Genomic DNA, 11,689 nt, shown 5'->3' on the forward strand with positions numbered 1-11,689 from the left:
GGGGGCGCCGATTCCGGAGATCGTTGTCCGGACCTGGGGTCCTGGAAACAGGCAAAACCACCCCAAAACCTGGGCTGGTCCCCGGTGCTCTACGCCGCGACAGCACCCCTAGATGCTGTATGTCGGGGAAGCGTATGCCACCATGTTTCGACCATCAACGACATTTTGTGGTCTCTAAAGGGGAGGTGCATACGGGTTGTGGTTGACTCTTCGGGTAGGGGGCGATTCTTCAACGAAACCGAGCCTTTCATGGTTTTGGCTCACCCTGGTTCGCAAGCTGAAGAATGCGTCTGGCCGCCCACTTCCCGGGCAGTGCGCCCGGCGAGCCGGGAACACCCGGGGCGCGGCCGCGCTTTTGGGTTTCCAACCCCCCTGGAAGATGGCAGGGTGCCCCTCCGGCACCGCAGGTGGTGCGGCGTCTTGGCCCCTTGTTCTTGAGAATCCCCGTCCCGAATGCCCCCTGAGCGCAGCCCAGACCAGCGCCCCAACCGACCGACTTATCATCACCCGGTGGTCATCGATCCGGCGGCGCGCGCCCCGGCGGGGGGAAAACCGGAAGGAAGCGCGGTGGATGACAAGGCGGTGGGCGGTGGCCAAGTGACTGGCGATGGGGCCAAGCCCAACTGGATGAAGCGCCTGACCACCCTGGTCACGGCCCTGGTGCTTGTGGGCCTGGTGGTGCTGGCCATCCGCCATGTCGCGCGCGACTTCCGCCCGGCGGAGGTCTGGGCCTATGTCCGGCTGCTGCCCTGGGCCAGCGTGGCACAGGCGGCGGGCCTGGTGGCCGGCGCTTACCTGGTGATGACGCTCTACGACGTATCCGCCCTTAAATACTTGGGCATCAAGCTACCCTACCGCACGGTGGGCTTCGGCAGCTTCGCCGGCTACGCCATTTCCAACAACGTCGGCTTCGCCGTCATCAGCGGCGGGTCGGTGCGCTATCGCGTCTATTCGGTGGCCGGCCTGTCGGCGGCGGACATCGCCAAGATCGTCGTCTTCTCCACCACCACCTTCACCCTGGGCATCACCTTCACCGGGGCGCTGGGCGTGGCCATCGGGCCGGAGGTGGGGGCCGGCCTGCTGAACGTGCCGGCCTGGCTGCTGCAGGGCGTTGCCGGCCTGGTGCTGGTGGGTCTGGGCGCCATGACGGTGGCGGCGGCGGTGACGCACAAGCCCGTGCGCCTGTGGCGCTGGTCCTTCGCCCTGCCATCCTCCGGCGTGATGCTGTCGCAGATCGTCATCGCCTCGCTGGAAATCCTGTTGTCGGCGGCGGCCCTGTGGACCCTGCTGCCGCCGGAGACGGGCGTGGGCTTCATGGAGTTCACCGCCCTGTTCTGCGCGGGCCTGGCCATCGCCATCGTCAGCCATGTGCCCGGCGGCCTGGGCGTGTTCGAGACCATCCTGCTGCTGGGCCTGCGCGACCACGGCCCTGCCGGCGGCGCCATCGGCGCCCTGCTGGCCTATCGATTCCTGTATTATGTCCTGCCCCTGGTCCTGGCCGGCATCCTGCTGCTGACTTGGGAAATCCGCGCCGACCATGGCCCCGTCGCCGCCTGGCGCCGCTGGCGGGCGCGCAAGGCCGGCCGATCCCAATAGGCGTCACGCGGGGGAGCTACCCGCTGGCTGCGGCCCCTCAGCGTATGGACGCGGGGGGCCGAAACTGCCATAGTCCGGCCGGTCCGTTTCGGGGGGCCCGCTGCCAGGCGCTTGGCCCTGTTCACACTTTTCTGGTTTTGGCCCATGACCCAACGCATCTCCATCCTGACCTGGCTGTCCCAACTGTCGATCCGCCTGCTGATTTCCCGGCGGGGTGAGCTGGTGGGCACCGACCGGTTCGGCAACCGTTACTTCCGGGAAAAGAAGGCGCGTCCGGGCATGAAGGTGCGCCGCTGGGTGCTGTTCGCGGGTGAGCCCGAGGCGTCGGCCGTCCCGGCCGAGTGGCACGGCTGGCTGCACTACTCCATGGAACAGCCCCTGCCGGAGAACAGCGCCTACCACAAGCCGTGGGTGAAGCCGCACGAGGCCAACCAGACCGGCACCGTGGACGCGTACCGTCCGCCCGGTCACACCTATGAAGGTGGCCACCGCGCCGCCGCCACCGGCGATTACGAGCCCTGGACCCCCGCGTAAGGGACGCCGGCCTGCAGGATGCGCGGCGTATCGCCGACGGTGACGCCGCCCCGACGTCGTGACAGGTTGGATGACAGGGCTGGGGACCGGGCAGTGGCACCGGTGTCCCCCCGACAGGCGTCGGCCAAGGCCCCTCCCGGGGCCTTGCGTCTTTCCGGACCTGTCCTATTTCTAGAGTTTTCCAGAGGAAGCGAATGCGCAGCAATGTGATCGAGACCGTGCTGGGGGCCGTCGTCCTGGTGGTGGCGGCGTTCTTCCTCTATTTCGCCTACACGACGGCCAATATCCGTGCCGTGTCGGGCTATGCCCTGCAGGCACGCTTCGCCAGCACCGGCGGCTTGACAGCCGGCAGCGACGTGCGCATCAGCGGCGTCAAGGTGGGCTCGGTCACCAAAGCTTATCTCGATCCCAAGACCTACCAGGCCGTGATCGAGATGCAGATCGACAACCAGGTGAAGCTGCCTGAGGACACCAGCGCCGGCATCGCGTCCGAAAGCCTGCTGGGCGGCAAGTTCCTGAACCTGCAGCCCGGTGGCGAGGAAGAGATGCTGAAGCCCGGCGGCCGCATCCAGTACACCCAGTCGGCGGTGAACCTTGAGGATCTGCTTGGCCGCTTCATCTTCAGCGCTGGCGGCAACAACGCCAACAAGGGCGGCGACGGCCAAGGTCAGCAGAATCAGGGCCAGCCCGCACAGCCGGCCCCGCAGGGGCAGCAGCCCGCCCAGACCCAGCAACCCAAGGCCGACCCGTCCAAGGGGCTGCTGAACGGCGGCGGCAAATGAGCCAGCGCCGCCTGCTGATGGCGGCGGCCTCGTGCCTGGTGCTGGCCGCCGCGGCCGGCGCCTGGGCCCAGAACGCGTCCCAGAACCCGCCTGCGGGTAACGCCCCCACCATTCCAGGCACGCCGCCGGCCCCACCGGCGGTGATTCCGGATCAGAAAAAGTCCGGCGACCAGGCTCCGGAGGAGCAGCCGCCCACCAGCCAGCCGGTGACCGGCCCCGGCGCCGCCGGCCAGCCGCCGCAGCAGGCGCCGGCGGAGGGGGCCGCCGCAGTCCCGGCCGAGGGCGCTGCCCCGCCGGTGACGCCGCTGCCGCCCCTGCCGCCGCAGCCGGCCGTGGCGCGCACCTTCGAGGACATGAAGATCGCCGTGCTGGGTGGCCTGGACAAGGTGACGGGCCGCGTCTCCACCGTGGAGATCGCGGTGGGCCAGAGCGGCCGCTTCGGGCAGCTGACGGTGGCCGCCCGCGCCTGTCGCAAGACCACGCCCATCGAGGAACCGGAATCGGCCGCCTTCCTGGACATCGTGGAGGCCAAGCCGGACGATCCGGCGGCCAAGGTCTTCACCGGCTGGATGTTCGCCTCCAGCCCGGCCCTGTCGGCAATGGAAGACCCCGTCTATGACGTCTGGGTGGTGGACTGCAAAAACCCGGCGACCAAGGCGCCCTCGTCTAAGCCGCAGTGAAACCGGGCTGGCCGGGGCAGCGCCCGGGCCAGCCGCGCCTGATACTCTGCGCGGGGAATTTCCACCGCGCCGAACTGCGACAGGTGGGTGGTGACGAACTGCGTGTCCAGCAGGCTGTAGCCGCCGGCGCGCAGGCGGGCCACCAGGTGGACCAGGGCCACCTTGCTGGCGTCCGTCTCGCGCGAGAACATGCTCTCCCCGAAGAATGCCCCGCCAATGGACACGCCGTAGAGGCCGCCCACCAGCCGGCCTTCGCGCCGGCATTCCACGGAATGGGCATGGCCCTGGCGATGCAGGGCGACGTAGGCCTCCAGGATCTGGGCGTTGATCCAGGTGTCCGGCCGATCGGTGGTGGATTCGCCGCAGGCCCGCATCACCCCTTCGAAGTCGGTGTCGACGCTGACCTGGAAGCGCCCCTGGCGCACGGTGCGCAGCAGGCGGCGCGGCGCGTGGAAGCCGTCCAAGGGCAGGATCCCCCGCTCCGGCGGGTCGAACCAGAAGATTTCGTCGTCATCGGCGGATTCCGCCATGGGAAAGACGCCCATGGCGTAGGCGCGCAGCAGCAGTTCCGGTGTCAGGCGCATCACGGTGTCTCACCTGGCGTTGGATTGGCCGGCGCCCGTGCCGGTGCGAACACCACCCGCTGGTAGACGTAGCCGATGCCCATGAGGCACAGGCCCAGGCCAAGGAAGGACAGGATGCGCAAGAGGCCGGTCAGGTCGGCCATATCGGACAGGAAGACCTTCAGCACCGTCACCAGCAGCACGGCCAGCGAGGCATAGCGCAGGTCCGCCCGGCGTGTGCGCACGCCCAGCGCCAGCAGGACCAGGGCGAAGGCCAGCCAGGCGGCGGAATAGCTGTACCACTCCGCGTCCGTGCGCTCGCCGCCATGGGCCCACAGGGTCAGGGTGCTGCCGTGGAAGGCCTGGCGCACCTCCAGCGACACCCAGGTGAACGCCAGGACCAGCACCAGGATGACCAGGGCGCGGCGGGCCAGTCCGGCTTCCCGCCGCCAAGCCGCCAGGCCAAACAGCAGGGCGGGCAGGGCGTAGACCAGCAGCAGCAGGTTGAACACCGGCCAGGGCCCCACCGGCTCCACCGCCCACAGGGGGTTCAGCACGCCCAGCTGCACCAGCACCACCTGGGCCGCCGCCACCCGTACCAGGATGCGGGCGCCCCAATGGGCGACGGGGTGTGCCACGGGCCCTGCGGCGCTGCCGGCCCGCCCGGTCAGCACCAGCGCCACCGCCAGGAACAGCACGCTGCGGAGGCTGGTGGGCAACAGGGCGAAGGGATCGCTGGCCAGGCTACCGGTCTGCATGACCTGGATTTCCAGGCAGGCGAACAGCAGGCCCAGCACCAGGGCCGCCGCCGCCAGCCCCTGCGCCGGCCGGTCGTCCCGCCGCTGCCGCAACAGCCAGGCGCCGGCAGCGCAGGCCAGCGCCGGCACGCCATAGCCCCACAGCAGCCAGTTGAGGGGGGAGGTGCCGTTCAGCGGATAGTCCAGCAGCCAGGGGTTCAGGGTGAGGCGTGCCACCACCACGACAGCCACGGCCACCGCCCCGCGCCGCAAGGCATTGGCCAGCGGGGCGGCCAGGGGGGCGGCCGTCGTGCGGCTTTCGATCAGCGCCGCTGCCGGCACCAGCAGCGACACCGCCGCCGTCAGCCACGAGGTACGCAGCAGGGCGGCCAGCGCCAACCCAGCCAGGGCCAAGGCCGCCAGCACGAAGGCGCCGGGCACGGGCTGCGGCCGGTCCGCCTGCCCCGCCCAGGCGGCGGCCCAGGCCATGCTGGCGCTCAGCGCCATGGCCACCCCCGCCCAGGCGAGGTCGGGCAGGACGCCAGTATGATCGAAGGTCCAGCCGGCCCAGGCCAGCCCCACCAGGGGCAGGGCGGCACCCCAAGCCCAGGCCCGGGGCAGGCGGTGCGTGCCGGTCAGGGCCCGCAGCCCTGCCGCCGCGAAGCCCAGGCCGAAGGCGGCGGCCACGCCCAGCTGGACGGGGTAGGACAGGCCGGCGGTGCGCACGGTATAGCCCTGGGCCAATGCCAGCGTGGCCAGCAGGGCGGCGATGGGCGCCAGCGCCTCCGTCACCTCCGGCCTGTGGGACGGCGCGCGCGCGGCGGCGACGGCCAGCAGGGCCAGGGCCGCCAGCCCGGCCACGCCAGCGGCGTCATAGTCCGTGGCCACCAGCAACAACCAATCCAGCACCATGGGCAGGCCGCCTAGGGCGGCGACAACCCAGGCATCGGTGACAACCGGCCGCTCCCGCCGCAGGTCCAGCAGGCCGAAGCCCAGCCCGGCGGCGGACAAGGCCACCAGGAACAGGACGATGGGCGTGGCTTCCACGGTATGCGCGGCGGCGGTGACCACCCATAACGCCGCCCCGGCCAGCACGGGCAGGCCCAGCCAGGCGGCCGGCAGGCGCCAGCTTACGGCCAGGGTGGCGGTATTCAGAAGGGCCAGATAGCCGAACAGGGCCCAGGCGGAGGGGTGGTCGCTGGGCACCAGGGCGGGCACGGCCAGGCCGCCGCCCAGGCCCAGCAGGGCGATGAAGGCGCCGGGGGACAGCCCGTCGCCCCCGCCATGGCGCAGGGCCAGCAGGAAAGCCACGGCCGACAGGGCGCCCAGGCCGGCGAAGGCGGCGCCGGGGCCGATCAGCCCGTGCAGGGCGTGCGCGGCGTAGACGCAGGCGAAGGCGATGGCAAGGCCCGCCGCCGTCAGGGCCGCGGGGATGGAGGCGGCGGACAGGGGCGCCTTGGTCGTGGTCGTGTCCCCGGCGCGGCCGCGCATCACGTCACCGGCGATAACGAGGGCCGCGCCGAACAGGCCGCCCAGGGTCAGGCGCACGGCGGGGCCCAGCAGGCCCTGGTCCACGGCATATTTGGCCAGGAACACGCCGGCCAGCGCCACGGCCAGCGCACCCAGCCACACCAGCCAGCGCGTGCCCAGCGCCTGTTCCAGCGACGGGGCGGCGGGCCGGTAAACGGGCTGGAGAACGGCTTTGGGAATGGGCGTCGGCGGCGGTGGGGCGACTGGGCTGAGCGGCGGGACGGAGGCCGGGAGGGTGGGGGCCGGCGGCGGCGCCACCGCAGGCTGGACGGATGGGTCACCCCCCTCCAGGTGGCTCAACCGGCGGGTCAGCGACTCCAGCCGGGCGTTCACCTCCGCCAGACGGCGCTCCGACTTTTCACTACGGATCAGGGCCCACAGGGCTACCATCAGGGCGATGAAGACAAGAAAGGCCATGCCGGTCCCAGGGTCGCGCTCAGTGACAGGAAGGGTAGTGCATTTCCCCGGTCCGTGCAGGCCCGGAAACGCGACGGGCCCGGGACCGACCGTCACGGTCGCTCCCGGGCCCGCGCTGAAGCGATGCCGAAGGATGAAAATCAGCCGGCGGGCTGGTTCTTCATCCATTCCTCCAGCCAGCGGATGTCATAGTCGCCGTTGATGAAGTCCGGCTGGGCGATGATGCGCTGGTGCAGGGGCAGGGTGGTGTCGATGCCGCCGATGACGAATTCCTCGATGGCGCGGCGCAGGCGCATTAGACACTCGTTACGGCTGTTCCCGTGGACGATCAGCTTGGCGATCATGCTGTCATAGTGCGGCGGCACGCGATAGCCATCGTAGAGGGCGCTGTCAACGCGCACGCCCAGGCCGCCCGGGGCGTGGTAGCCGTCGATCTTGCCCGGGCTGGGGGCGAAGGTCACCGGGTTCTCAGCGTTCACGCGGCATTCGATGGAATGGCCGTTGAACTTGATGTCGTCCTGGCCGTAGCCCAACGGTGCGCCGGTGGCCACACGGATCTGCTCACGCACCAGGTCGACGCCGGTGACCATCTCGCTGATGGTGTGCTCAATCTGCAGGCGGGTGTTCATCTCGATGAAGTAGAACTGCCCGTTCTCGTACAGGAACTCCATCGTGCCGACGCCGCGATAGCCGAAGGCCGCCGCCGTCTTGGCTGCCAGGTTGCCGATGAAGGCGCGCTCTTCCGCGTTCAGCGCCGGCGACGGCGCCTCTTCCACCACCTTCTGGTGGCGGCGCTGGATGGAGCAATCACGCTCGCCGAAATGCACCACGGTACCGTGGTGGTCGCCCAGCAGCTGGATTTCGATGTGGCGCGGCTTAGCCAGGTACTTTTCCATGTAGACTTGGTCGTTGCCGAAGGCGGCGCGCGCCTCGCCCCGGGCCAGCTGATAGGCCTCCCGCAGCTCGGACTCGCTCCAGGCCACCTTCATGCCCTTGCCGCCACCGCCGGCCGCCGCCTTGATCAGGACGGGGTACCCGATGCGGCTGGCGTTCACTAGGGCCGCTTCCACCGTCTCCACCGGGCCGTCGGAACCGGGGACGACCGGCAGGCCCAGGTCCAGCACCGTGCGCTTGGCCGTGACCTTGTCGCCCATGATGCGGATGTGTTCCGGGGACGGGCCGATCCAGGCGAAGCCGTGCTCCTCCACCATCTGCGCGAACTGCGCGTTCTCGGACATGAAGCCGATGCCGGGGTGGATGGCGTCCGCCCCGGTGATGGCCGCCGCCGACAGGATGGCCGGAATGTTCAGGTAGCTTTCCTTGGCCGAGGGCGGGCCGATGCACACGCTCTCGTCCGCCAGGCGGACGTGCATGGCGTCGGCGTCGGCGGTGGAATGCACCGCCACGGTTTTAATGCCCATCTCGCGGCAGGCGCGGTGGATGCGAAGCGCGATCTCGCCGCGATTGGCGATCAGGACCTTTTCGAACAGGCCGCCCATGGTCAAACCCTCACTCGATGATCAGCAGGACTTCGCCGTATTCGACCGGCTGGGCGTCGCCAACCTGGATCTGGGTCACGGTGCCGGCCTTGGTCGCCTTGATCGGGTTCATGACCTTCATGGCCTCGATGATCAGCAGGGTCTGGCCCACCTTCACCGCGTCACCGACCTTCACGAAGGTGCCGGCGCCCGGCTCCGGTGCCAGGTAGGCGGTGCCGACCATGGGGGACTTCACCGCACCCGGGTGCTGGGCCGGGGGCACGGCGGCCACCGGGGCCGCGGCGGGGGCGGCAGCCGCCACCGGGGCGGCGGCCACGGCGACCGGGGCCACGGCGGCGGCTGGTGCCGCGCGGGACAGGCGGATGCGCTTTTCGCCTTCCGCGTATTCGATTTCGGTGAGACCGGTCTCGCCGAGAAGCTCGGCCAACTTGCGGACGAATTCGCTGTCGAGTTCGAAGGTCGCCATTGTCATGATCCTGGGTACTGGGCTGCGGTTAAGCCGCCGATGGGTCGATCGATTTGTTGGGTTAGGCCGGTTGCCCGTAGGTGCTGCGCCGGTGCCGGCGTTACGGTTGCCCTGTCACGGGTCACGCGGGTGGTGGGCTGTCGATCAGGCGGGCCGCCGCCTGCAGCGCCAGCAGGTAACCCTGCGAGCCGAAGCCGCAGATGACGCCCTTCGCGACCGGCGACACATAGGAATGATGCCGGAACGGCTCGCGCCGGAAGATGTTGCTCAAATGCACCTCGACCACCGGCAGGCCCACGGCGCTCAGCGCGTCGTGGATGGCGATGGATGTATGTGTGTACGCGCCGGCGTTCAGGATGATGGCGTCGTGTTCGCCACGGGACTCCTGAATCCAGGTGACCAGTTCGCCCTCATGGTTGGACTGGCGGAAATCGACCTCCAGGCCCAGGCGCGCGGCCGTCTCCTGGCAGGCGTTCTCGATATCCTCCAGCGTCTCCGCGCCATAGATGTGCGGCTCGCGAATCCCCAGCATGTTGAGGTTCGGACCGTTCAGGATCAGGACGGAGGGCGCGATGGCCAAGGATGTATCGCCTTTGCGTACGTACGTCTCAAAAACCGAACGTGGGGGGGTATGCGTCCCCCGCGCGCCGTTCGTCGAAGGGCGCTTTATAACACGGGCAGCAGCGGGGGCAAGAATCCACGCACACATGCGGCGGGGACCGCCCATGCGCCCCGCTGTCCGCCTATCGCCCAGAAAACCGGCCTGACGCCTGCTGGCGTGACCGATCGGGGATCAGCTCTTGGCGCTGCGGGCCTTGGCGAACAGATCCTTGAAGGCGTCGGCGCCGATGGCGCCCGGCACCAGGGTGTTGCCGATGACGAAGCCCGGCGTGCCGTGGATGTTCAGCGCGTCGGCCAGCGCCAGGTTGGCGTCGATCTCCTTCTGCACCGCTGGGGACTCCATGTCCTTGGCCAGGCGGTCGGTGTCGGCGCCGGCGTCCTTGGCGATGGACAGGATGCGGTCCTTGTCCAGCTTGCCGGTGGCGGCCATCAGCGCCGCGTGCACGGTGTCGTACTTGCCCTGCATGTTGGCGGCCAGGGCGGCCTTGGCGGCGATGACCGACGCCGGGCCCAGGATGGGGAATTCCTTGTAGACGATGCGGACCTTGCCGTCCTTCTTGATGGCGGCGTCCATCTCCGGCTGGGTGTGCTTGCAGTAGCCGCACTGGTAGTCGAAGAACTCCACCATCGTCACGTCGCCCTTCAAGTTGCCGCCCGCGGGAGAGGTCTTGGAGGCGAACAGCTCATCCTTGTGCTTCACCAGCGCGTCGGCGGCGGCCTTGGCCTCTTCCGCCTCGCTCTTGTCCTGCAGGGCCTGCACCGCCTCGGCGATCACCTCGGGATGGGCCAGAAGGTAGTCGTGGACGATCTGTTCCACCTGCGCCTTGTCGTAGGGGCCCTTGTCGGCCACCGGCCTGTCACTCATCGGTTTGTCGCCCATCGGTTTGTCAGCGGCGAAGACGGGGCTGACGACCGCCAGGCCGGCGAGCGCCACGGTGGCGTAGAGGGTGGCGGCGATGGTACGCGACATCGAGACGAACTCCGGTTTGCGGCCCGAACCTTCGGGGAACGGTGAAGGCCGGCAGCATGGACCAGCCGGCGGCGGGGCGCAATGCCGCAAGCCTTGGCGGGACCCGGGTGCGGCGTCGTGCGCGAACCGGCCGCCGCCTACGTTTGTAGGCTACCTATCGTCGCGCTTGCCAGGGCCGCGGCGCTGTGCGGTCATGGACAGGCCCGGGTCACGAGGGACCGCGCCGGCGGGGATGCGCTTCCGCGCCCGGGCACGACGGTGGGGTTGGCCATGACCATGGCGGATGATGACGACGATTTCCTGTTCCAGGACGAGGAAGAGGACGAGGCCGACGAGGTCTCGGAACTGGTTCCGGGCATGCCGCCCTGGCAGGTGCTGATCGTCGACGATGATCCCGAGGTCCATGCCATGACCCGACTGGTCATGCGCAAGTTCGCGTTCCAGGGCCGCGGCCTGGCCTTCATCTCCGCCTATTCCGCCGCCGAGGCGCTGGAGGTCATGAAGGGGGAACACGACATCGCCATGATCCTGCTGGACGTGGTGATGGAAAGCGACGACGCGGGCCTGAAGCTGGTGCCCCGCATCCGTGACGAGCTGGGCAACCGGGCGGTGCGCATCATCCTGCGCACGGGCCAGCCGGGCCAGGCGCCGGAAGATGCGGTGATCGCCGGCTATGACGTGAACGACTACAAGGCCAAGACGGAACTGACCGCGCGCAAGCTGGTCACCGCCACCATCACGGCGCTGCGGGCCTACCACCATATCCGCACGCTGGAACGCTCCTGCCTGGGCATGGAACGGGTGGCGGGCCTGGGGCTGTGCCAGATGGCCCTGTCCGGCCCGTCCTCGGCGGCGGCCGCCGCGCTGGACCAGATGGCCGAGGTGCTGGAGCAGCCGGCGGATGGCCTGTTCTGCGTCATCTATGGCGCCGACCGGCTGTCGGCGCGCATCCTGGCGGGGCGCGGGCGCTATCAGGACGCGGCCGGCCATCCCCTGGCCACCGTGGCCGATACCGGCGCCCTGGCCACGGCCTTGCGCAGCCCCGGCGACCTGCGGCACGAGTTCACCGACGACGCCATGACGCTGGCCTGGCCGCTGACTCCCCAGGCCTCCAGCGGCGGTGGCGCCCATGCCGGGGCGGTCGCCATGCTGCATCTGCATCTGGCGCGCCCCCTGGATGAGATCGCGCGCCGGCTGGCCCTGCTGATGATGATGCGCATCGCCGATGCGCTGGTCACCGCCTGGGCCCTGGAACAGGCGCGCGACCCCGCCTGACAGGCCCCAGTGAACTGGG

General features: G+C 69.6%; 11 protein-coding genes. 5 read left to right on the plus strand and 6 right to left on the minus strand.

The features are described 5' to 3' along the window. Window positions 1-567 precede the first annotated feature (567 nt). The 4 genes from FBZ87_RS03410 (at window position 568) to FBZ87_RS29600 (ending at window position 3,592) form a co-directional block, all read left to right on the plus strand. Window positions 568-1,596: a putative bifunctional lysylphosphatidylglycerol flippase/synthetase gene (locus tag FBZ87_RS03410; RefSeq protein WP_145608931.1), complete on the plus strand. Its 1,029-nt coding sequence runs from the start codon at window positions 568-570 to the stop codon at window positions 1,594-1,596. 144 nt (window positions 1,597-1,740) lie between these two features. Continuing rightward, the gene (locus FBZ87_RS03415; protein WP_004272057.1) at window positions 1,741-2,130 is read left to right on the plus strand and encodes an NADH:ubiquinone oxidoreductase subunit NDUFA12; all 390 of its coding nucleotides are present in this window, start codon (window positions 1,741-1,743) and stop codon (window positions 2,128-2,130) included. Between the two features lie 194 nt (window positions 2,131-2,324). After that, entirely contained in the window at window positions 2,325-2,912 is a 588-nt protein-coding gene (gene mlaD, locus FBZ87_RS03420; RefSeq protein WP_145608932.1) for an outer membrane lipid asymmetry maintenance protein MlaD, read from the plus strand. Next, window positions 2,909-3,592 carry a DUF2155 domain-containing protein gene (locus FBZ87_RS29600; protein ID WP_246134212.1) on the plus strand — a complete coding sequence of 228 codons (684 nt, stop codon included), beginning with the start codon at window positions 2,909-2,911 and terminating at the stop codon, window positions 3,590-3,592. The genes mlaD and FBZ87_RS29600 overlap by 4 nt, the downstream gene beginning before the upstream one ends. Here FBZ87_RS29600 and aat read toward each other — a convergent pair. The 6 genes from aat to FBZ87_RS03455 all read right to left on the minus strand — a co-directional run bounded on the left by aat (window position 3,526) and on the right by FBZ87_RS03455 (window position 10,395). Next, window positions 3,526-4,176: a leucyl/phenylalanyl-tRNA--protein transferase gene (aat, locus tag FBZ87_RS03430; RefSeq protein ID WP_145609092.1), complete on the minus strand. Its 651-nt coding sequence runs from the start codon at window positions 4,174-4,176 to the stop codon at window positions 3,526-3,528. The genes FBZ87_RS29600 and aat overlap by 67 nt on opposite strands. Continuing rightward, window positions 4,176-6,839 carry a DUF2339 domain-containing protein gene (locus FBZ87_RS03435; protein WP_145608933.1) on the minus strand — a complete coding sequence of 888 codons (2,664 nt, stop codon included), beginning with the start codon at window positions 6,837-6,839 and terminating at the stop codon, window positions 4,176-4,178. The genes aat and FBZ87_RS03435 overlap by 1 nt, the downstream gene beginning before the upstream one ends. Before the next feature lie 140 nt (window positions 6,840-6,979). Continuing rightward, a complete protein-coding gene (gene accC / locus FBZ87_RS03440; protein WP_145609094.1) occupies window positions 6,980-8,329 on the minus strand; it encodes an acetyl-CoA carboxylase biotin carboxylase subunit in 1,350 nt (449 codons plus the stop codon). Between the two features lie 19 nt (window positions 8,330-8,348). Then, window positions 8,349-8,804: an acetyl-CoA carboxylase biotin carboxyl carrier protein gene (gene accB, locus FBZ87_RS03445; RefSeq protein ID WP_145608934.1), complete on the minus strand. Its 456-nt coding sequence runs from the start codon at window positions 8,802-8,804 to the stop codon at window positions 8,349-8,351. Window positions 8,805-8,925: 121 nt separating this feature from the next. Beyond that, window positions 8,926-9,384 (minus strand): type II 3-dehydroquinate dehydratase, encoded by a 459-nt coding sequence (gene aroQ, locus FBZ87_RS03450; RefSeq protein WP_145608935.1) that lies wholly within the window; start codon window positions 9,382-9,384, stop codon window positions 8,926-8,928. A 213-nt stretch (window positions 9,385-9,597) separates the two neighbouring features. Further along, window positions 9,598-10,395 (minus strand): DsbA family protein, encoded by a 798-nt coding sequence (locus FBZ87_RS03455; RefSeq protein WP_145608936.1) that lies wholly within the window; start codon window positions 10,393-10,395, stop codon window positions 9,598-9,600. Window positions 10,396-10,665: 270 nt separating this feature from the next. Between FBZ87_RS03455 and FBZ87_RS03460 the strand changes: the two genes are divergently transcribed. Then, entirely contained in the window at window positions 10,666-11,670 is a 1,005-nt protein-coding gene (locus tag FBZ87_RS03460; RefSeq protein WP_211106829.1) for a DUF3369 domain-containing protein, read from the plus strand. Window positions 11,671-11,689: the final 19 nt, after the last annotated feature.

This window comes from Nitrospirillum amazonense (assembly GCF_007828035.1).
GTDB classification, from domain to species: Bacteria; Pseudomonadota; Alphaproteobacteria; order Azospirillales; family Azospirillaceae; genus Nitrospirillum; species Nitrospirillum amazonense.

Coding starts and splice junctions, on each gene's coding strand:
- FBZ87_RS03415 (WP_004272057.1), top strand. CDS start 1,741: ATGACCCAACGCATCTCCATCCTGACCTGGCTGTCCCAACTGTCGATC.
- mlaD (WP_145608932.1), top strand. CDS start 2,325: ATGCGCAGCAATGTGATCGAGACCGTGCTGGGGGCCGTCGTCCTGGTG.
- FBZ87_RS29600 (WP_246134212.1), top strand. CDS start 2,909: ATGAGCCAGCGCCGCCTGCTGATGGCGGCGGCCTCGTGCCTGGTGCTG.
- aat (WP_145609092.1), bottom strand. CDS start 4,176: ATGCGCCTGACACCGGAACTGCTGCTGCGCGCCTACGCCATGGGCGTC.
- FBZ87_RS03435 (WP_145608933.1), bottom strand. CDS start 6,839: ATGGCCTTTCTTGTCTTCATCGCCCTGATGGTAGCCCTGTGGGCCCTG.
- accB (WP_145608934.1), bottom strand. CDS start 8,804: ATGGCGACCTTCGAACTCGACAGCGAATTCGTCCGCAAGTTGGCCGAG.
- FBZ87_RS03455 (WP_145608936.1), bottom strand. CDS start 10,395: ATGTCGCGTACCATCGCCGCCACCCTCTACGCCACCGTGGCGCTCGCC.
- FBZ87_RS03460 (WP_211106829.1), top strand. CDS start 10,666: ATGACCATGGCGGATGATGACGACGATTTCCTGTTCCAGGACGAGGAA.